15 protein-coding genes and 1 pseudogene are annotated in these 17,939 nt (G+C 70.7%); 8 read left to right on the top strand and 8 right to left on the bottom strand.

Annotated features, from left to right (window positions below):
• Positions 1-14: 14 nt before the first annotated feature.
• From ACFQU4_RS08725 to ACFQU4_RS08715, 3 genes are all read left to right on the top strand, one after another.
• Positions 15-857, top strand: a complete 843-nt coding sequence (locus tag ACFQU4_RS08725) for a sulfurtransferase (RefSeq protein WP_377489685.1) — start codon at positions 15-17, stop codon at positions 855-857.
• An 81-nt stretch (positions 858-938) separates the two neighbouring features.
• Positions 939-2,225 carry a protein kinase gene (locus ACFQU4_RS08720; RefSeq protein WP_377489682.1) on the top strand — a complete coding sequence of 429 codons (1,287 nt, stop codon included), beginning with the start codon at positions 939-941 and terminating at the stop codon, positions 2,223-2,225.
• A 57-nt stretch (positions 2,226-2,282) separates the two neighbouring features.
• Entirely contained in the window at positions 2,283-3,323 is a 1,041-nt protein-coding gene (locus ACFQU4_RS08715) for an aldo/keto reductase (RefSeq protein ID WP_377489679.1), read from the top strand.
• A gap of 1 nt (position 3,324) precedes the next feature.
• Here ACFQU4_RS08715 and ACFQU4_RS08710 read toward each other — a convergent pair whose 3' ends face one another.
• Positions 3,325-4,362: a Pr6Pr family membrane protein gene (locus ACFQU4_RS08710; protein WP_377489676.1), complete on the bottom strand. Its 1,038-nt coding sequence runs from the start codon at positions 4,360-4,362 to the stop codon at positions 3,325-3,327.
• Positions 4,363-4,415: 53 nt separating this feature from the next.
• Positions 4,416-5,087, bottom strand: coding sequence for a winged helix-turn-helix transcriptional regulator (locus tag ACFQU4_RS08705; RefSeq protein WP_377489673.1), 672 nt, complete (start codon positions 5,085-5,087; stop codon positions 4,416-4,418).
• Between the two features lie 168 nt (positions 5,088-5,255).
• On the opposite strand from ACFQU4_RS08705, the gene ACFQU4_RS08700 reads away from it, so the two are divergent.
• The gene (locus ACFQU4_RS08700; RefSeq protein ID WP_377489670.1) at positions 5,256-6,095 is read left to right on the top strand and encodes a class I SAM-dependent methyltransferase; all 840 of its coding nucleotides are present in this window, start codon (positions 5,256-5,258) and stop codon (positions 6,093-6,095) included.
• A 154-nt stretch (positions 6,096-6,249) separates the two neighbouring features.
• Here the strand turns inward: ACFQU4_RS08700 and ileS are convergent, their stop codons facing one another.
• Together ileS and ACFQU4_RS08690 are read right to left on the bottom strand one after the other, a co-directional pair.
• Positions 6,250-9,441 (bottom strand): isoleucine--tRNA ligase, encoded by a 3,192-nt coding sequence (gene ileS / locus ACFQU4_RS08695; protein WP_377489667.1) that lies wholly within the window; start codon positions 9,439-9,441, stop codon positions 6,250-6,252.
• A gap of 127 nt (positions 9,442-9,568) precedes the next feature.
• Positions 9,569-11,185 (bottom strand): MFS transporter, encoded by a 1,617-nt coding sequence (locus ACFQU4_RS08690; RefSeq protein WP_377489664.1) that lies wholly within the window; start codon positions 11,183-11,185, stop codon positions 9,569-9,571.
• Between the two features lie 86 nt (positions 11,186-11,271).
• Here ACFQU4_RS08690 and ACFQU4_RS08685 point away from each other — a divergent pair, with 86 nt between their 5' ends.
• Entirely contained in the window at positions 11,272-11,928 is a 657-nt protein-coding gene (locus ACFQU4_RS08685; RefSeq protein ID WP_377489661.1) for a TetR/AcrR family transcriptional regulator, read from the top strand.
• On the opposite strand, the gene ACFQU4_RS08680 is transcribed toward ACFQU4_RS08685, so the two are convergent.
• The gene (locus ACFQU4_RS08680; protein WP_377489658.1) at positions 11,929-14,469 is read right to left on the bottom strand and encodes a penicillin acylase family protein; all 2,541 of its coding nucleotides are present in this window, start codon (positions 14,467-14,469) and stop codon (positions 11,929-11,931) included.
• 105 nt (positions 14,470-14,574) lie between these two features.
• On the opposite strand from ACFQU4_RS08680, the pseudogene ACFQU4_RS08675 reads away from it, so the two are divergent.
• A pseudogene (locus ACFQU4_RS08675) lies at positions 14,575-14,667 on the top strand (FmdB family zinc ribbon protein); the annotation flags it as partial.
• Positions 14,668-14,729: 62 nt separating this feature from the next.
• On the opposite strand, the gene ACFQU4_RS08670 reads toward ACFQU4_RS08675, so the two are convergent.
• Complete coding sequence (locus ACFQU4_RS08670; RefSeq protein WP_377490568.1) at positions 14,730-15,092, bottom strand: hypothetical protein; 363 nt, start codon at positions 15,090-15,092, stop codon at positions 14,730-14,732.
• Here ACFQU4_RS08670 and ACFQU4_RS08665 point away from each other — a divergent pair.
• Together ACFQU4_RS08665 and mscL are read left to right on the top strand one after the other, a co-directional pair.
• A complete protein-coding gene (locus tag ACFQU4_RS08665) occupies positions 15,078-15,713 on the top strand; it encodes an SAF domain-containing protein (RefSeq protein ID WP_377489655.1) in 636 nt (211 codons plus the stop codon). The two genes, ACFQU4_RS08670 and ACFQU4_RS08665, sit on opposite strands and share 15 nt — an antisense overlap.
• 139 nt (positions 15,714-15,852) lie before the next feature.
• Positions 15,853-16,212 (top strand): large conductance mechanosensitive channel protein MscL, encoded by a 360-nt coding sequence (mscL, locus tag ACFQU4_RS08660; RefSeq protein WP_377489652.1) that lies wholly within the window; start codon positions 15,853-15,855, stop codon positions 16,210-16,212.
• Positions 16,213-16,227: 15 nt separating this feature from the next.
• Here mscL and ACFQU4_RS08655 read toward each other — a convergent pair whose 3' ends face one another.
• Positions 16,228-16,575 (bottom strand): hypothetical protein, encoded by a 348-nt coding sequence (locus ACFQU4_RS08655; protein WP_377489649.1) that lies wholly within the window; start codon positions 16,573-16,575, stop codon positions 16,228-16,230.
• 15 nt (positions 16,576-16,590) lie between these two features.
• On the bottom strand, positions 16,591-17,832 hold the full coding sequence (locus ACFQU4_RS08650; protein WP_377489646.1) for a Dyp-type peroxidase: 1,242 nt from the start codon (positions 17,830-17,832) through the stop codon (positions 16,591-16,593).
• Positions 17,833-17,939 lie beyond the last annotated feature (107 nt).

The following is a 17,939-nucleotide window of genomic DNA, read 5'->3' as shown; positions in this document are numbered from 1 at the left end:
CCTAGCCTAGTGAGGTGGGTACGAACACCGAGATCTTGATCACCGCGGGCGAGCTGGCCGAGTCGCTGGACTCGTCCGAACGGAAGCCGGTGCTGCTGGATGTGCGCTGGACCCTGGCCGAGCCGGACGGGCGGCCGGCCTATCGGGAGCGACATCTGCCCGGCGCCGTCTACGTCGACCTTGATCAACAACTGGCCGCGCCGGCCACCAAGGCCGACGGTCGGCACCCGCTGCCCGAGCTCGAGTTCCTGCAGCAGGCGGCCCGGAGCTGGGGCGTCGACGACGACTCGTCGGTCGTGGTCTACGACGACAGCGGCAACCTGGCCGCGGCCCGGGCCTGGTGGCTGCTCCGGTACGCCGGACTGGCCGACGTCCGCATCCTCGACGGCGCGCTGTCGGGCTGGGTCGCGGCCGGACTGCCGACCGAGTCCGGCGACGCCGAGCCGGAACCCGGTTCCGTCACGCTGAACTACGGTTCCCTGCCGACCACCGACCTGGACCAGGTCACCGACTTCGCCGCCGCCGGCCGGCTGCTCGACGTCCGGGCCGCCGAGCGCTACCGCGGCGAGACCGAGCCGATCGACCCGCGGGCCGGCCACATCCCGGGCGCCCGGAACGCGCCGACCGGCGAGAACCTCGACCCGGAGCAGCGCTTCCTGGCCCCGGCGGCGCTGCGCGAGCGCTACGCCGGACTCGGGCTGCCGGACGGCGCCGAGGTCGCGGTCTACTGCGGTTCCGGGGTCACCGCCTCCCATGCCGCGGCCGCGCTCACCGTGGCCGGCTACCGGCCGGTCCTCTACCCCGGCTCCTGGTCCCAGTGGTCCAACCGGCCCGAGCTGCCCGTCGAGACGGCCTGACCGCAGAGCCCGCACGTACGCGACACGCACAGAGGGGAGCCGTCGGCCCACGTGACGCGTCCGTGGGCAAGAATGTCCACGATGGAGACGATCGGTCGCTACCGCCTGGTCCGGCGCCTCGGCGCCGGGTCTTTCGCGACCGTGTACCTGGGCCACGACGACAGCCTCGACGTTCCGGTCGCGATCAAGGTGCTGGCCGAGAACTGGTCGGCCAACGAAGACGTCCGGCAGCGCTTCCTCGCCGAGGCGCGGATCATGCGCAAGATCCGGGACAAGCGGATCGTCCAGGTGTACGACATCGGCACGCTGGAGGACGGCCGGCCGTACTTCGTGATGGACTTCATCGACGGCGGCTCGCTTGACGACCTGCGGAAGAAGCGGGTCGAGCCGGAGCGGGCGCTGCGGCTGTGCGCCGAGGGCTGCCGGTCGCTCCAGGTGCTGCACGACAACGACCTCATCCATCGCGACGTCACCCCGGGCAACCTGCTGGTCAGCAACGGCTCCAACGGCGAGACCCGGGTCCTGATCGCCGACCTCGGCGTGGCCAAGTCGATGATCGACGCGGCCGGCGCGACGATGACCGCGGGCACGCCTTCCTATATGGCGATGGAGCAGGCCACCGGGATCGGCACCCTGGACCACCGCGCCGACATCTACTCCTTGACCGCGCTGACGTACGCGATGCTGACCGGCGAGCCGCCGTTCAAGGTACGGTCGCTCGCCGACATCCTCGGCCGCGGGCCGCAGTCCGACCCCGAGCCGATCGCGGAACGGCTCGGCGCACCGCCGATCCTGGACGCGCTGATGGTGTCCGGTCTCTCCATCGATCCGCAGCGCCGGCCGCCGTCCGCCGACGTGCTGGCCCAGGCGCTGGACAGCATCGCCGACCAGATGCACGCCGCGTCGGCCGAGGTCAGCCCGCTGCCCGACTCCACGACGCTGCGGCCGTCGCCGGCGACCGCGTACCTGCAGAACCCGACGCCGCACAGCCCCGGCACCTCGCCGCCCGGACCCGGCGCGACCCAGCCCGGTATGACACCGCACAGCCCGGGCACGTCGCCGCCGGTGCAGTCCGGCGGCAGCCCGACCAGCATGATCGGCCCGCCCGGATCGGGGCAGCCGCCGACCTACCTGCAGCAGGGGTACGGCTTCGAGTCGCCGGGCACCCAGCCGCCGACCTACCCGCAGCACCAGCCGGACCCGTACCGGCAACAACAACCGCAGCAGCAGTACGTCGAGCAGCAGCCGGCGGCCGAGACCACCGGCGAGACGCAGCGTCCGGTGATGTTCTACATCCTGATCGGGCTGGCCGCGCTGGCCCTGTTCGCAATCTCGCTGTTCGTCACGATCACCGCGCTCAACGGCTGACCGCGGCGCCGGACCCCGATGGCCGGGCCGTTCGGGCGATCGGTGAAGATCTTGGCCATGGATCACCTCACACCCAGGCCCGACCGCTACGACGTCCCGTACGCGATGGACAGCTTCCACCAGATGCCGTACCGCAAGCTCGGCGGCTCCGGGCTGTCGGCCGCGTCGATCGGCCTGGGCACCTGGAAGTTCGGCTATCCCGATACGGGCGACGGGTCCCGGGTGGACGGGCCGGGCAGCTTCGAGATCCTGGACCGCTCGGTCGAGCTGGGCGTCACGTTCTGGGACACGGCGAACCGGTACAACAACGGCTCCGGCAACTCGGAACGGATCATCGGCCGCTGGTTCAAGGCGAACCCGGATCAGCGCCGGACCATCGTGCTGGCCTCCAAGGTGCACGGCGGCATGGACGGCTACACCCCGAACCACTGCGGGCTGTCCCGCGGCGCGATCATCGACGCGCTGGACGCCTCGCTGGCCCGGCTCCAGCTGGACTACCTGGACGTGCTGTATTTCCACCGGCCGGATCCGAGCACGCCGGTGGAGGAGAGCCTGGAGACGATCGACGACCTGGTCCGGGCCGGCAAGGTCCGCTACCTGGCGGTGTCCAACTTCTCCGTCGACGAGCTGACCGAGCTGGTCGACGCGGCCGGACAGATCTCGCGGCGGTGCCGGCCGGTCGCGGTGCAGAACCAGTACAACCCGGTCGACGGCGAGACCGACAACCATGCCGGGGTGCTCAAGTTCTGCGCCGAGAACGCGATCTCCTACGTGCCGTACTCGCCGCTCGGGCGGGGCCTGCTGACCGGGCGTTACCTCGATCCGGCCAAGGTCGGCGCCGGCGATCGGCTGCACGACGAGGGGTCGATGGAGTCGGTCGCGGGGAGCCTGAACAAGGTGCGCGCGCTGGCCGGGCTGGCGAAGGAGTGGGGCCTCGAGGTGAGCCAGCTCGCGCTGGCGTACCTGCTGACGCTGCCGGGCATGGGCCCGCAGATCCCGAGCTCCTCCAACGTCGGCCAGCTGGAGTCCAACGCGCAGGCCGGCAAGGTCGCGCTGACCGACGACCAGGTCGCCGCGATCGGCCAGGCGCTGGCCTGAGCTAGCTCCTGGGCGGCGGTTGGCCGTACCCCTGCTGCGGCGGCCCGGGCGGATAGGCCCCGGGCTGCTGCGGTACGGGTGGGTAGGGCCCTGGCTGCTGCCGTGCCGGCGGATAGGGCCCCGGCTGTTGCGGTGCCGGCGGATAAGGCCCCGGCTGTTGCTGCCCCGGCGGATAGGGCCGGGGCTGCTGCGGTGCCGGCGGGCCCGGCTGGTGCGGCGCGGGCGGGTAGCCCTGCTGGGGCGGCGGACCCTGCGGCGGCGGGCCGGGCGGATAGGGCTGCTGGACCGGGACCGGCTGATAGGTCGCCTGCTGCTGCGGGTACGGGCCGGGCTGCTGCGGTGCCCCGGGCCACGGCTGCTGGGGCGATTGCCGGTACGGGAGCGGCGGCCGTTGCTGCTGCTGTTCCGGCTGCTCGGGCCCGCGGATCGCGCGGGACAGGACGTTCTTGAGCTTCGCGATCCCGTACAGCAGGAAGGCGCCGGCCAGCGAGGCGAACACCAGGCCGAGCACAACCATGGGGTAGCTGCCGCGGCCGGGATTGAGGAAGCTGTAGAGCGGGCTGCCACCGCGGACCCACGCGTAGCCGTCGGTCAGCGTGTAGCCGATCAGCCACGCCGCCGGGACGATGATCCAGAGGAACGGGTGCCACCAGCGGGCCCGGTTCTGGCTGCGGCCGACGAAGCACCAGTCGATGAAGACGAGCAGCGGCGTGACGACGTGGGTGAGCAGGTCGTACACCTCGGAGGTGTCGCCGCCCATGACGCCCACGTACGTGCCGCCGACCACCATCAGCAGCAGGGTCATCGCCCCGCGGAGCTTGCCCCGGCCCGGCTCGCGGCCGAGCGCGAGGCTGGCGATCGGATAATAGAAGGCGAGCCCGAGGTACACGATCGCCACCAGCAGGTTGCCGCTCTGGGTGAGAAACGGCAGCTCCTCGAACTCGTGGCCGTAGAGCCACCAGCCGGCGAACGCGCAGACGGCGATGCCGATCCGCCAGAGGGCGGTCAGGATCACGAGCACCGGATTTGGCTTCTTCATCGGCGCCGATCTTAGGGGCAACCGATGCCAGCGCGGTGGCGCGCTGGGGCGGATCAGGAGACCAGTGGGCGCGGCGTGGCCGCCAGGGAGCTCTGACCGATCCAGGTCGGCAGCGCGCGACGGGCCTGTTCGGGTCCCTCCAGGACCACCCGGCCGGTCCGCAGCGCGGCCTCCCAGGTCAGGTCGCCGCGCCAGATCCGGGTCAGCGTGACCAGTCCGGTCCGGACCGTGACCGTGACGTCGAAGCCGGGGTCGTAGTCGCACAGGTCCGCGTCCTCGCCGTCGACGACCAGCCACCAGGCCGTGGCCCGCGGGATGTCGTCGAACCGGATCGCGACCGTGGTCCGGGTGCGCGGCCAGGCGGTGACCGGCACCGTGCGCTGCACGTCCCAGAGCAGCAGGTGCGGATCGAGATCGGCGTCACCCAGTTCGCCGATCCAGCGGGTGCCCCAGATGCCGAGCGCGGTCACCACCTCGACCAACTCGGAGCCGCAGGGGGTCAGGCTGTAGCCGGCCGGGGTCCGGGTCACGATCCCGGCCCGGGTCAGCGTCCGCAGCCGTTTCGACAGCAGCGCCGGCGACATCTTCGGGACGCCGCGGCGGAGTTCGTTGAACCGGGTGCTGCCGAGCAGCAGTTCCCGGACCACGAGCAGCGTCCACCGCTCGTCCAGCACCTCCATCGCCTTGGCGACGGGGCAGTACTGCCCGTACGACGTCATCGTCATTCCCCCGATTCCCGATCACCCTCAGTAGAACCCCGGGCCGGACCGGCGCACCAGGGACCTTCGGTACAGATCGTGAACCGGTGCCGGTACAGATCTGGCACTGGAGGAGGGCGCCCGCCCGGGACGACTCTTGAGCCGACAGCACTCTCACCACACTCAGGGGGAATCATGAACCAACAGACCGTCGGCGGACCCGCCGACACCGAGGCCGATCGGGCACTGAAGGCCAAGCACCGCGCACTCTGGGCCTTGGGCGACTATCCGGCCGTCGCCGCCGACGTGGTCGCGCCGCTCGGGCCGATCCTGGTCGACGCCGCCGGAGTGACCGCGACCGACCGGGTGCTGGACACCGCTGCCGGCACCGGCAACGCGGCGATCGCGGCGGCACTGACCGGCGCCGAGGTGATCGCCACCGATCTGACGCCGGAACTGCTCGCCACCGGCGAACGCTTCGCGACCGAGCACGGGGTCCGGCTGACCTGGCAGGAAGCCGATGTCGAGGCGCTGCCGTTCCCGGACGCCGAGTTCGACGTGGTGCTGTCCTGCATCGGAGCGATGTTCGCGCCGCACCACCGGCGGACCGCCGACGAACTGCTCCGGGTCTGCCGGACCGGCGGCCGGATCGCCATGATCAACTGGACGCCGGAGGGCTTCATCGGGCAGCTGTTCGCCACCATGAAGCCGTACGCGCCGCCCCCGCCGCCCGGCGCCGAACCGCCGCCGCGCTGGGGCGACGAAGATCATCTCCAGGAGGTGTTCGGGAACCGGGTCCGCGACCTGACCGTGCGCCGGCAGGAGCTGGTCGTTGATCATTTCGCCGACGGCGCCGCGTTACGCGACTACTTCAAGCTCAACTACGGGCCGACCATCGTCACCTATCGCGCCATCGCTGACGACCCGGACCGGGTTGCCGCCCTCGACCAGGCGCTGGTCGATCTGGTGGACCGGTACCAGTCCGCCGGATCGATGCCGTGGGAGTACCTGGTGGTGGTCGGCGAGAAGGGTTGATCAGGACCTACCGCAGGTTTCAGAGCCAGCCGAGCCCGCCGGCTCGGCGCGGTGGCCGCGCACCACCGCGGCCGCGCAGCCGCAGCCGCCGCTTCGCGCTTTCCGGCAGCTTCCGGATCGTGATCGCCGTCATGGATCCACCTCCGCGACAAGGCTATCCCTGTTGCACGAGTGAGATGCCGACCTGCTGGCCCTCGCCGACGTCGACGGTGTCGCTGCCGGTCGACTCGGTGACGGTGAGCTCGTCGGTCAGGGTCTCGCCGACGATCAGGTCCCGATGGGTCTGGATCGCCGCCCGGACGTCGTGATCACCGGACAGGGTCAGCGCGATCCGGTCGGTGATCGCCAGGCCGGCGTCGCGGCGGGCCTGCTGCACGGCGCGTACGACGTCGCGGGCCAGGCCCTCGGCGGCGAGGTCCGGGGTGACGGCGGTCTCCAAGATCACGAACCCGGCGCCCGGCAGCAGCGCGACCGCGCGATGATCATCGGGACCGGACCGGTCGGCCACCGTCTGCACGGCGTACTCCCCTTCCAGCAGGGCGATCCCGCCGGCCGTGACCCGGCCGGAGTCGTCGATCGACCAGTCCCCGCTCTTGCTGGCCCGGATCGCCGTCTGCACGTCCCGGCCGAGCCGCGGCCCGGCAGCGCGGGCATCCACCCGCAGTTCTGCGTGTACGCCGAGCGTCGCCGGATCAACGTCGGCCGGGTCGAGGAGTTCGACCTCGCGCACGTTCAGCTCGGCGGCGATCACCTCGGTCAGCCCGGCCAGCGCCGTGGCATCGGCGGCGACGACGGTCAATCGGGACAGCGGCAGCCGGACCCGGAGCCCGGCCGCCTTCCGCAGCGCCGACGCCGTCGAGCAGATCGTCCGGACCCGCTCCATCGCCGCGACCAGCGCGTCGTCGGCCGGAAGTCGATCAAGGTCGGGCCAGTCGGTCAGATGCACCGAGCGACCGCCGGTCAGCCCGCGCCAGATCTCCTCGCCGACCAGCGGCAGCAGCGGCGCCATCGCCCGGACCGCGACCTCGAGCACCGTGTGCAGCGTGTCGAAGGCGGCCAGGGCGTCCGCGGACGTGCCGTCCCAGAAACGATCCCGGGACCGCCGGACGTACCAGTTGGACAGCGTGTCGAGGAAGTCCTTCACGTCGTCGCAGGCGTCGGCGATGTCCAGCGCCTCGAGATGATCACCGAGGGCCGCGACGAACGTCCGGGTCCGGGCCAGGATGAACCGGTCCAGGACGTGCTCCGCGCTGTCGATGATCTTGGCCTCGTAGCCGCGGCCGCCGCGTGCCACCCCGGCGTACAGGGCGAGGAAGTGCCAGGTGTTCCAGAGCGGGATGATCACCTGCCGGACGCCCTCGCGGATGGCCGGCTCAGTGACCACCAGGTTGCCGCCGCGCAGGATCGGCGATGACATCAGGAACCAGCGCATCGCGTCCGCGCCGTCCCGGTCGAACACCTCCCGGATGTCCGGGTAGTTGCGCAGCGACTTGCTCATCTTCTGCCCGTCGCTGCCGAGCACGATGCCGTGACTGAGGCAGTTCCGGAAGGCCGGCCGGTCGAAGAGCGCGGTCGCCAGCACATGCATGGTGTAGAACCAGCCCCGGGTCTGGCCGACGTACTCGACGATGAAGTCGCCCGGGAAATGATCATCGAACCAGTCCGGGTTCTCGAACGGGTAGTGCACCTGGGCGAACGGCATCGACCCGGAGTCGAACCAGACGTCCAGTACGTCCGGCACCCGGCGCATGGTGGACCGCCCGGTCGGGTCGTCCGGGTTCGGCCGGGTCAGCTGGTCGACGTAGGGCCGGTGCAGGTCCGGCACCGGGACCCCGAAGTCGGCCTCGAGTTCGGCGACCGAGCCGTACACGTCGATCCGCGGATGGGCCGGATCGTCCGACACCCAGATCGGGATCGGGCTGCCCCAGAAGCGATTCCGGCTGATCGACCAGTCCCGGGCCCCGTCCAGCCAGCGGCCGAACTGGCCGTCCTTGATGTGCTCCGGCACCCAGCCGATCTCCTGGTTCAGTTCGCCCATCCGGTCCCTGATCTTGGTCACCGCCACGAACCAGCTGGTCACCGCCTTGTAGATCAACGGGTTCCGGCAACGCCAGCAGTGCGGATAGGAGTGCACGTACGGCGCGCTGCGCAGCAGCACGGTGCCCGCCGACACCCGGCCCGATCCGGCCCGCAGGTCGTCGATGATCATCAGGTTGGCGTCCAGCACCACCAGGCCGGCGTACTCGTCGACCGGCGCGGTGAACCGGCCGCCGGCGTCGACCGGCAGCACCGGCTCGATCCCCTCGACCCGGGCCACCTCGAGGTCCTCCTCGCCGAACGCCCCGGCGTTGTGCACCAGGCCGGTCCCCTCGTCCGTGGTGACGAAGTCGGCGGCGACGATCCGGTGCGCGCCGGGATGGCCGGCGAAGTAGTCGAACGGCGGCGTGTAGGTCCGCCCGACCAGCTCGGATCCCTTCAGGCGTTTGACGATCGTGCCCTCGGCGAGCTCCGGATAGCTAGCCAGTAGGGCGGCGGCGATCACGTACCGCTCGCTACCCGCCTCGACCACCACGTAGTCGATCCCGGGCCCGACCATGATCGCCAGGTTGGACGGCAGGGTCCACGGCGTGGTGGTCCAGATCAGCGCCAGTTCGCCGGTCTCCAGCCGCAGCCCGACCGTGACCGACGGATCCTCGCGATCCTGGTAGACGTCGTCGTCCATCCGCAGCTCGTGCGACGACAGCGGCGTCTCGTCGTTCCAGCAGTACGGCAGCACCCGCAGGCCCTGATACACCAAGCCCTTGTCGTACAGGGTCTTGAAGCCCCACAGGACGCTCTCCATGTAGTCCCGGTCGAGCGTCTTGTAGTCGTTCTCGAAGTCGACCCAGCGGGCCTGCCGGGTCACGTAGCGGACCCATTCCTCGGTGTAGCGGAACACCGACTCCCGGGTCGCCGCGTTGAACTTCTCGATGCCGAGCTCGAGGATCTCGTCCCGCTTCTTCAGGCCGAGCTGGCTCATCGCCTCCAGTTCGGCCGGCAGCCCATGGGTGTCCCAGCCGAACCGCCGTTCCACCCGCCGGCCCCGCATGGTCTGGAAGCGCGGCACCACGTCCTTGACGTAACCGGTCAGCAGATGCCCGTAATGCGGCAGGCCGTTGGCGAACGGCGGCCCGTCGTAGAACACGAACTCGTTCGACCCCCGGTCGCCGGCCGGCCGCTGCTCGATCGAGGCGCGGAAGGTGTCGTCCGCCTTCCAGTACGCCAGCACCCGCTCCTCCAGCTCGGGCAGGCTCAGACCGGACGGGACCTTGTCGTGATCACCGGTGGTCGCCTTCGGGTAGTTCATGATCAATCCTCGTCTCGGTCGCTCAGGCCGAGGACGATGTCACCACCGCGGTACCACCTCGATTGCCGCGCCGGCCGGGCCGGTGCGACCACTCGTCGCGGGCTGTGACGGGCCCACCCGTCCGGTTCTACTGCAGCTTGTTCGCTGGTTCTTCCGGAGGCTCACCGGTGATGGCCGGGTCAACGCCGTGCTGTGCCGATCGTAGCTCGCTCCCGCCGTCGCCCGCCTCATCCTTTTCCGGTACGGTCCCGCCGCGCCGGACCAGCCGCGGGATCACCAGGGCCAGCGTCGCCAGCACCAGGGCACCGCAGAGCGCCACCACGGACAGGCTGTCGACGAACACCGAGCGAGCCGCCGTGATCATCGAGCCGGCCAGCTCCGGGCTCAGCTCCCGGGCCGAGCCGACGGCACCGGCCAGGGTCGCCTCGGCGACCTCGCGGACCGGACCGGGCAGCCCGGCCGGCAGGGCCGACCCGATCGACGCCCGGTACAGCGCGGTGCCGACCGATCCGAGCACCGCGACGCCGAGCGCGGCCCCGAGCTCGTTGCCGGTCTCCGAGATCGCCGAGGCCGCCCCGGCCCGGTCCGGCGGTGCCGCCGCGACGACCAGGTCGGTCGCGATCGTCAGCGCGACGCTGAGCCCGAACCCGAAGATCAACTCCGCGGCGACCACGACCGGTAGCCCGCCCGAGTCCGGCGTGAAGATCAACACCGCGACGCCGGTGGCGGCCGCGACGAAGCCGACCAGGAACGTCCGCGGTGCGCCGAGCCGGTCCCGCAGCTTCGGCGAGAGCACGGCGCCGACCGCCACGGTGATCATGCCGGGCAGGGTCCACAGGGCCGCCGGCAGCGGATCCAGTCCGAGCACCAGCTGCAGGTACTGGCTGAGATAGAGATTCACGCCCAGCAGGGCGAAGAGCGACATCATCCCGCCGAGCACCGCGCCGCAGACGGCCGGCCGCCGGATCAGGTCGAGGTCGACCAGCGGCGTCGCGAGCCGCTGCTGCCGGCGGACGAACCCGATCGCCGCCGCGACCCCGATCAGCAGCGCCAGCGCCGTCCAGCCGTCCACCGCGAGCCGCTCCGCGGCGTGCTTGATCGCCCAGACGATCGGCAGGATCGCCCCGATCGACAGCACGACGCTGACCAGGTCGAGCCGGTCCGGCCGCGGGTGCCGATACTCGGGCACCAGGATCAGAGTGCCGACCAGCATGATCAACACCACCGGCACGTTGATCAAGAAGACCGAACCCCAGGGCAGGAACTGCAGCAGCACGCCGCCGACGACCGGGCCGAGCGCCGAACCGCCGGCGAAGGCGGCACTCCAGATGCCGATCGCGGTGGCCCGCTGCCCGTCGTCGTCGAACAGGTTGCGGATCAGCGAGAGCGTCGACGGCATCAGCGTCGATCCGCCGATCCCCATCAGGACACGGGCGACGATCAGCTGCTCGGGGCTGGACGCGAACGCGGCCAGCGCGGAGGCCAGCCCGAACACGGTCGCGCCGATCATCAGCAGCCGCCGACGGCCGATCCGATCACCCAGGTTGCCCATGGTGATCAGCAGGCCGGCCAGCAGGAAGCCGTACACGTCGAGGATCCAGAGCAGTTCGCCGGCCGTCGGCTGCAGGTCCTCGGACAGCCGCGGCACCGCCAGGTAGAGCACCGAGATGTCCATCGACGTGATCATCACCGGCAGCAGCAGGGCTGCCAGTCCGAGCCATTCCCGGGTCCCGGCCCGTGCCATCGCATCCTCCTCCGAACGATCGTTTGCGTACGGCGTACGCATCGATTGCGTACACTATACGCACGGGTTCGGTAGACTGCCAAGCCATGGCCGTACAGCGAGGCATCCTGAGCGTCGGCGCGATCGTCGAGCACGGCATCGCGCTGGCGGACGCCGGCGGTCTCGAAGCGGTGTCGATGCGGGCCATCGCCGAACGGCTGGGCACCGGGGTGATGTCGCTCTACCGGCACGTACCCAACAAGGAGGCCCTGATCGGGCTGATGGTCGACACCGTATCGGACCGCTATTCCTATCCCGATCACTCCGACCTGGACTGGCGGCAGAGCCTGACCATGCTGGCCCGGGTCGACTGGGCCATGTATCTGGACCACCCCTGGACCCTGGTGGCGTCGGCGACCAGCCGGCCACCGGTCGGGCCGAGCACCGTACGCGCGATGGAGTGGGCCTACTCGGCGATCGCCGAACTCGGGCTGTCAGCCCGGGACACGACCGGCGTGATCATGGCCGTGAGCGTCCACGTGCAGGGTGTCGCGCAGCAAGCCATCGCCGAGCGCCGGCTGGTCGAGGCGACCGGCGTCGATGCCGCCGAATGGTGGCGCCAGCAGATCAGAGGACTGGACGACGGTGATCATCCCCTGCTGGAGCCCATCGCAAAGAGCTTCGTCGACGGCAACACCGAGGGCTGGCTCGAGTTCGACCTGAAGTTGATCTTGGACGGGGTCGAGCGGCTGGCCGGCCGCTGATCACTCCCCGGGCCGCAACTCCAGCCGCTGCGTCGCAGCGCCCTCGACCTGGCCCCGGCCGGCCAGGAACGGCCAGGTCTCGTTGCGCGCCCAGAGCTGGGTCTGATCGTCGTAGTTCGGGTGATAGGCGTGCCCGGAGACGCCGGACTGGTTGACCCAGCGGGACCGGTCGGGATCACCGAGATCGACCAGCATCCGCATCGTCGGCCCGTTGATCACACGGTACGGCTCGGCCAGGCTGTAGCCCTGCGCGTTCACCACGGCCGGTCCGCCGGGCGCCGCGAAGTCGCCGCGGTTGAAGATCGCCTCGACGGGCGCGATGCCGCTGGCGCCGAGGGTCTGGTGCCGCAACGTGACCCGGTGCAGCTTCCCCCATTCCCAGTGCTCCGTGTCCCGGGCGATCTTGGCCGTGATCTCCTTGCGCGCCTCGACCATCGCCCGCTGCAGCACGTCGTCGCGGCGCTCGGTGACGTCCGGCGTCGCCTTGTCGTCCCACCAGTCGGCCTTCGGGTGCTCCAGCAGCCGGGACAGCACCCCGTACCAGCGATCGCCGCCGGCCGGCCAGACCCGCTCCGGCAGTTCGTCGCGGAAGGTGTGCTCGAGCAGGTTGCTCACCACGACGTTGAAGTACGCGGCCGCCGCCGAGTCCGCCGGCGTCCCGTAATCCCAGCCCACCAAGGTCTGCTGGCCCTCGGTCACCCACGGGTCGTCGACCTTGATCTTGAGCAGCAGCGGCACCAGGTCGGCCGCGAACCGATTCGTGTCGATGTAGAAGAGCTGCTCGGCCTGGTCGAGCGTGAGGCCCTCGGCGTTCGCCAGCCGGTCGGCCAGTTCCTGGCTGCGCCACCCGTACGAATAGTCCGAACCGAGCCGGTACGGGTAGCCCTTGCCGACGATCGGCTGGTTGGCCGCGACGATGTAGCCGGCCGGCGGATTGAAGCTGTACGGCAGCGCCTCGAACGGGACCAGGCCGCGCCAGTCGTACCCGGGGTCCCAGCCCGGCGCGAGGGTGCGGCCGTCGCCCTTGCGGCGCAGCGGGAGCTGGCCCGACAGCTGATAGCCGATGTTGCCCTCGACGTCGGCGTACACGATGTTCTGCGAGGGCGCACCGAACCTGGCCAGCGCCTTGCGGAACTGTTCGAAGTTCCCGGCCTGGTTGAGATCGAAGATCGCGTCCATCGACCGGCTCGGCTTGAGGGCGACCCAGTTCAGCGCGATCCCGTAGTTCTTACCGTCGTCCGGCTGGCCGGTGGAGATCTGCTGCAGGTCCTGGTCGACGTCGGACAGCAGCGGACCGTGCCGGCCGGTCCGGATGATCAAGGTCCGCGGCTCCTCCTCGCCGCGTACGGTGATCTGCTCGGTCCGCACCTCGAGCGCCTCGAAGGTGTTGCCGACCCGCACCGTGTTGCCCTGGAGCTCTTCCAGGTAAAGGTCCTGGACGTCGGCGTAGCTGGTGGTCAGGCCCCAGCTGATCTTCGCGTTCCGGCCGATCACCACCCCGGGCATGCCGGCGAAGCTGAAACCGCTGACGTCGAACGGGCAGGCTTCGGAGACCACCCGGCAGTGCAGCCCGACCTGGGCGAAGACCGACGGGATCGACGTGGCCAGGTGCGGATCGTTGCCCAGCAAGGGCTTCTTGGACTCGGTCCGCGAGCCGGCGACGACCCACGAGTTCGAGCCGACCTCGGCGCCCAGGCCCTCCGGCGCGACCAGCTCCGGCAGCGACTCCGAGATCCGGCGGACCGTCTCCAAGGCCGGGACCGCGGACCTCCGCTGGGCGTCGGTGAGCGAGGCCGGCGCGCCGGACACCGCGCCGCCCGGGTCGAAGGAACCGCCGTCGACCTTGCCGGTGCCGACGATCGGGGCGAAGTCGTGCATCGGGTAGCCCGGCCACAGCTCGGCGGCTCGCTTGCTGCCCACCGCGGCCGCTGTGAGGGCCTGATCGATCTCCTGCTGCCGGTTGGCGCCGAGGTCCCAGGCCATCGCCTTCAGCCAGGCGATCGAGTCGACCGCGGTCCAGTCCTCCGGCCGGTAGTTCAGGCCCTGGACCCCGAGCAGGGCGTATTCCAGGGACAGGTCGCTGGTGCCGCGCTCGCGGAGGTAGGCGTTGACGCCGGACGCGTAGGCGTCCAGGTAGCGCCTGTTCTTGGCCGACAGCAGTTCGAGCTCCTGCTCGGCCACCCGGCGCCAGCCCATGGTCCGGATGAACGCGTCCGTGTTCACCTGGGACGGGCCGAACAGTTCGGAGAGGCGGCCGGCGGTGATGTGCCGCCGGACGTCCATCTCGAAGAACCGGTCCTGGGCGTGCACGAAACCCTGCGCCGCGAACAGATCCTGCGGGTCGTCGGCGTAGAGGTGCGGCACCCCGTGCGCGTCGCGCAGCACCTCGACCGGCTTGGACAGCATCGGCAGCGCCAGCTGGCCGTCGGTCTGCGGGAACGAGCGCCGTACCGTGGCCACGCCGAGACTGGACAGGCCGCCGAGCGCGAGCACGACGATGATGGCGGTCAGGATCAACCAGCGCGGCAGGCGACGAGGCACCGGGTCAGCCTATTGGTTCGACTCGCTCCCTGGATTAGCAGTCGGTATGCTTGAGTGCCAGCGGGCACCACCACGCCGGGCCCGGGAGCAGGAGAACCCGAACACATGCCTACCTATCAGTACCGATGCACCGCGTGCAGCAACGAACTCGAGATCGTGCAGAGGTTCACCGACTCGCCGTTGACCACCTGCCCGGAGTGCTCCGGTTCACTGCGCAAGGTCTTCAACGCCGTCGGCGTCGTGTTCAAGGGTTCCGGCTTCTATCGCACCGACAGCCGGTCGGACGGCAAGTCCGGCGGCAGCGGTACGAAGACGGAGGCGTCCTCCTCGTCGTCCGGCGAGAGCAAGTCCGACTCGTCGAAGAAGAGTGATTCCTCTTCTTCCTCTTCGTCCTCCTCGTCGGATTCCGGCTCGGCGAAGTCCGGTTCCTCGACCTCGAGCGGTTCCGGCTCGAGCGGTTCCGGCGGTTCCAGCGGCTCGAAGGTCAGCGCCGGCGCAGCCTGACCTCGGTTGTCCACAGGCACGGCTCCGGTCGCGCAACTGTGGACGGCGTGAACGGTCCGCGTTTTCCTGCTTAGCCTCCCGGGCGAGAACCCGAGGAGGTCGTCGTGCGTGTCCACCATCCCCAGAAGTCCGGTCTCGGTCAGGCCTGGCGCAGTCTGGCCCGCGCCGTGTCGTGGCACCGGCGCAAGCTGGCCGTCGTCGCGGCCGTGCTCGCCGTGCTGACCGGCATCAACGCCGCGGCGCCCCGGCCGCCGGACACCGTCACCGTGCTCCGCGCCACCGAGCTGCTGCCCGGCGGCAGCCCGGTCACGGAAAGCCAGGTCGAGGCGGCGGCGGTCCCCGCGGACGCGGTCCCGGAGGAAGCGCTGACCGACCCGGCCCAGGCCCTCGGCCGGCTGATCGCCGCGCCGGTGCCGGCCGGTCAGGTGCTGACCGGCTATGACCTGGTCGGCGAGCGGTCGGTCGGTCCGGGCCGGCTGCTGGCGCCGGTCCGGCTCGCCGATCCCGGCCTCGCCACCGTGCTGCGGCCCGGCGACCGGGTGGACATCCTGGCCGCGGACGGGCAGGGCGGCCCGGTCCGGATCGTCGCCGAGCGGGCCCGGATCGTGACGATCCCCTCAGCCGCGGACTCGGCCCGGGATGCGGGTGGGGTGCTGTTGCTCGTCGAGGCCGACGCCGAGACGGCCGCCGAACTGGCCCGGGCCGCGGGTTCCTCGACGCTCTCGGTGCTGCTCCGCTGAGCCCAAGATCATTTCGCCAAGATCATTTCTGCCGGGAACGCCTCTGCTAGTGTCCGGCGCAGGGCACTAGTGTCCTGGTGATCTTGGTCGCAGCGACGACGGGCGGCCCAGTCAGCGAAATCGCCAAGGAGGAGCAGGGGTGAAGGGCTTCAAAGAGTTCCTGATGCGAGGGAACCTGATCGAGCTTGCCGTCGCGGTCGTCATGGCCACGGCGTTCGGCGCGGTGGTCACCGCACTGGTGAAGATCATCTTGGACCTGGTCGGTTTGGTCGTCAAGGTCGAGAGCTTCAGTAACGCCGTGATCGGCGGAATCAACGTCGGTGGCTTCCTGACCGCCCTGATCACGTTCCTGATCATCGCGGTCGTGGTCTACTTCGGCATCGTGCTGCCGTACAACCGGCTGCGCGAGCGGTTCAAGAAGGAGGAGCCGGAGGCCGCGGCGACCACCGAGGAACTGCTCACCGAGATCCGCGACCTGCTGCGCGACCGGCAGAGCTGACCCGAAGGTCCGCCTTCAGCCCCCGTGATGCGGGGGCACCTCACGGAGCAGTCGGAGATCGTCGGCGTCCGGTGCCGCGGTTCGGCGCACCGGACGGCTCGGCGGCGGGTCGACCTGCTGCCGAGCCCGCTCGATCGCGGCGTGCAATTGGGCGGCGCTCAGCCCGGCCCGGAGCGATTCAGGGACCGGGTGCGGCCACGGTTTGCCCGCCGCGCGGGTTGCGGCCGCATGGGCGCGGAGTGTTTCCGTACCGCCGAGGAACGCGATCAACTCCTCCGGTCGGGCGACGGTTCCGTTCCCGGGCTCGGCGCCGGTGAGCGCGTACGCGATCGCGCGGACCAGGGCGGGATCGACGGCGGGCATGTCGGAATCGTAGGGCTAGCGCGGCAGCGTCGCGCCGAGCGGCCGGTCCGCGGTGAACCCCGGCAGGATCAAGAACGTGCCGGACGCCGTGGTCCGGGTGAACTCCATCAGCGCGTCCTGCTCGTCCATCCGCGCCTGAGTCCGGGTAAACGTCAACAGCGACCGCTGGAACGCGACGAAGATCAGGCCCTGGTCCTGCGGCCCGCGGGAGTACGAGTAGCTCCGCCGCAGCATCAGGCCGGGAGCGCCGGACGGCAGCGGATGGGCCCGCCGGACATGGGCGTCCACGGCGATCGCCCAGACCCCCTTCTCGTTCTTGGTCTGCAGGTTCGGGTCCTCGTCGAGCGAGCCGCCGGACAGCGGCACCCCGCTCCCCCGTTTCCGGCCGATCGCGGCCTCCTGCCGGTCCACCGGGAGCCGGGCGAACCCGGCGACGTCGATCGGCATGATCCGGACCACCGCGATCGACCCGCCGGCCAGGCCGGCCGCGTCACCGGGCGCCCCGCCCTGCTCCTTCGTACCGTCGCCCTCCGCGACCTCGTCCTCCTCGGTCAGCCAGACGTCGGCGGCGAGCTCGGGCTCGGTCCGCGGCACGCTGATGCCGTCGTAGAAGCCGAGCAGGTTGCGGGCCGCCGGGCCATCCAGCGCACCGCGGAAGCCGGCCAGCTGCCAGCGGGTCGTCGCCGAGCCGGACAGCCTGGTCAGCAGCGCCTGCTCGGCCAGCACGATCACCGTCGGATCGTCGGCACAAACCTGCAGCAGCAGATCACCGCCGCGGGCCGCGTCGGTCAGGTCCTCACGACGGAACCGGGGCAGCTCCTGGCTGCCCGGCCCGCCGCCACGGACCGCCGCGACGACGGCCGGGCCGATGCCGACCGTCACGGTCAGCCGGGCGGGCGGTACGTCGGCCAGGGCCGGGTCGGTGCCGCTGGTCAGGGCGGCGATGGTCTCGCCGAGCTCGGCGAGCAGGTCGAGCGGCCGGACACCGGCGGTCAGGTCCGCGACGGTCAGGCCGATGTGGCCCTGCCGGACCGCGGGCCGGGCGATGCCGGCCTGCTGCGGGCCGTACGGGTCGACCAGCTGGGACTCCGGTTCCGGCGTGGCAGGCGGTTGGGTGGAGGGGACTGTTTCCGCAGCGCTCGGGGCGACCCGGCCGAGTCCGTACCCGACTCCCGCCGCACCGACGGCGACGATGCCACCGCCGAGGACCAAGCGACGCCGCAGATTTCCCGGATCGGAACGATCCTGTTCAGGCATGCCGGAATCCTAGGGGTTCCGCTTCCGACCGCCCAGTGGAGTCGGTGCGGGCCACCCGCAGCGTTCTTTCCCTCCGCCGTGCTCCCCTGAGCAACCTTGCGGACCCC

The sequence above is a fragment of the Microlunatus sp. GCM10028923 genome, assembly GCF_042666975.1.
In the GTDB taxonomy this organism is placed as follows: domain Bacteria; phylum Actinomycetota; class Actinomycetes; order Propionibacteriales; family Propionibacteriaceae; genus Microlunatus.
This window is presented reverse-complemented; position numbering and strand designations above follow the sequence as displayed.

Excerpts from the sequence above, each read along its gene's own strand:
- ACFQU4_RS08720 (WP_377489682.1), top strand. The coding sequence starts at position 939 with ATGGAGACGATCGGTCGCTACCGCCTGGTCCGGCGCCTCGGCGCCGGG.
- ACFQU4_RS08715 (WP_377489679.1), top strand. The coding sequence starts at position 2,283 with ATGGATCACCTCACACCCAGGCCCGACCGCTACGACGTCCCGTACGCG.
- ACFQU4_RS08710 (WP_377489676.1), bottom strand. The coding sequence starts at position 4,362 with ATGAAGAAGCCAAATCCGGTGCTCGTGATCCTGACCGCCCTCTGGCGG.
- ACFQU4_RS08705 (WP_377489673.1), bottom strand. The coding sequence starts at position 5,087 with ATGACGATGACGTCGTACGGGCAGTACTGCCCCGTCGCCAAGGCGATG.
- ACFQU4_RS08700 (WP_377489670.1), top strand. The coding sequence starts at position 5,256 with ATGAACCAACAGACCGTCGGCGGACCCGCCGACACCGAGGCCGATCGG.
- ileS (WP_377489667.1), bottom strand. The coding sequence starts at position 9,441 with ATGAACTACCCGAAGGCGACCACCGGTGATCACGACAAGGTCCCGTCC.
- ACFQU4_RS08690 (WP_377489664.1), bottom strand. The coding sequence starts at position 11,185 with ATGGCACGGGCCGGGACCCGGGAATGGCTCGGACTGGCAGCCCTGCTG.
- ACFQU4_RS08685 (WP_377489661.1), top strand. The coding sequence starts at position 11,272 with ATGGCCGTACAGCGAGGCATCCTGAGCGTCGGCGCGATCGTCGAGCAC.
- ACFQU4_RS08670 (WP_377490568.1), bottom strand. The coding sequence starts at position 15,092 with ATGGTGGACACGCACGACGACCTCCTCGGGTTCTCGCCCGGGAGGCTA.
- ACFQU4_RS08655 (WP_377489649.1), bottom strand. The coding sequence starts at position 16,575 with ATGCCCGCCGTCGATCCCGCCCTGGTCCGCGCGATCGCGTACGCGCTC.
- ACFQU4_RS08650 (WP_377489646.1), bottom strand. The coding sequence starts at position 17,832 with ATGCCTGAACAGGATCGTTCCGATCCGGGAAATCTGCGGCGTCGCTTG.